Annotated in this window: 1 protein-coding gene; it reads left to right on the forward strand. The window is 76.5% G+C overall.

The window, feature by feature from the left end; all coding sequences use genetic code 11:
• Nucleotides 1–11: 11 nt before the first annotated feature.
• On the forward strand, nucleotides 12–434 hold a 423-nt coding region (locus FJV41_RS57445), incomplete at its 3' end, for a translocation/assembly module TamB domain-containing protein (RefSeq protein ID WP_220138026.1).

A 434-nucleotide genomic window follows, 5' to 3' on the forward strand; every position in this document is an offset into this window, starting at 1 on the left:
CCGGAACCGACATGGGCATGGGCCGGGCCACCGCCGCCAAGGCCGACGCCACCGAAACGCCGCAGGGCCCCGGCATCGCCGCGGGCGTGCGCACCGCCGAACTGCGCCTGCAGGCCGAAGGCGACACCGTGCGCGCCCGCCTGCAGTGGGACAGCGAACGCGCCGGCCAGGTGCAGGCCGAAGTCTCCACGCGCCTGGCGCGGGTGGACGGGGGCTGGCAATTGCCGGCCGACGCACCCCTCGCAGGCACGGCGCGCGCCCGCTTGCCGAACATCGGCGTGTGGTCCACGCTGGCGCCGCCGGGATGGCGCGTGCAGGGCACGCTCGATGCCGATGTCACGCTCGCCGGCACGCGCGCTGCGCCGCGCTGGAGCGGCACGCTCGCCGCGGACCAGCTGGCTGTGCGCTCGCTGCTGGACGGCGTCGATCTGCAG

The organism is Myxococcus llanfairpwllgwyngyllgogerychwyrndrobwllllantysiliogogogochensis (genome assembly GCF_006636215.1).
Taxonomy (GTDB): Bacteria; Myxococcota; Myxococcia; order Myxococcales; family Myxococcaceae; genus Myxococcus; species Myxococcus llanfairpwllgwyngyllgogerychwyrndrobwllllantysiliogogogochensis.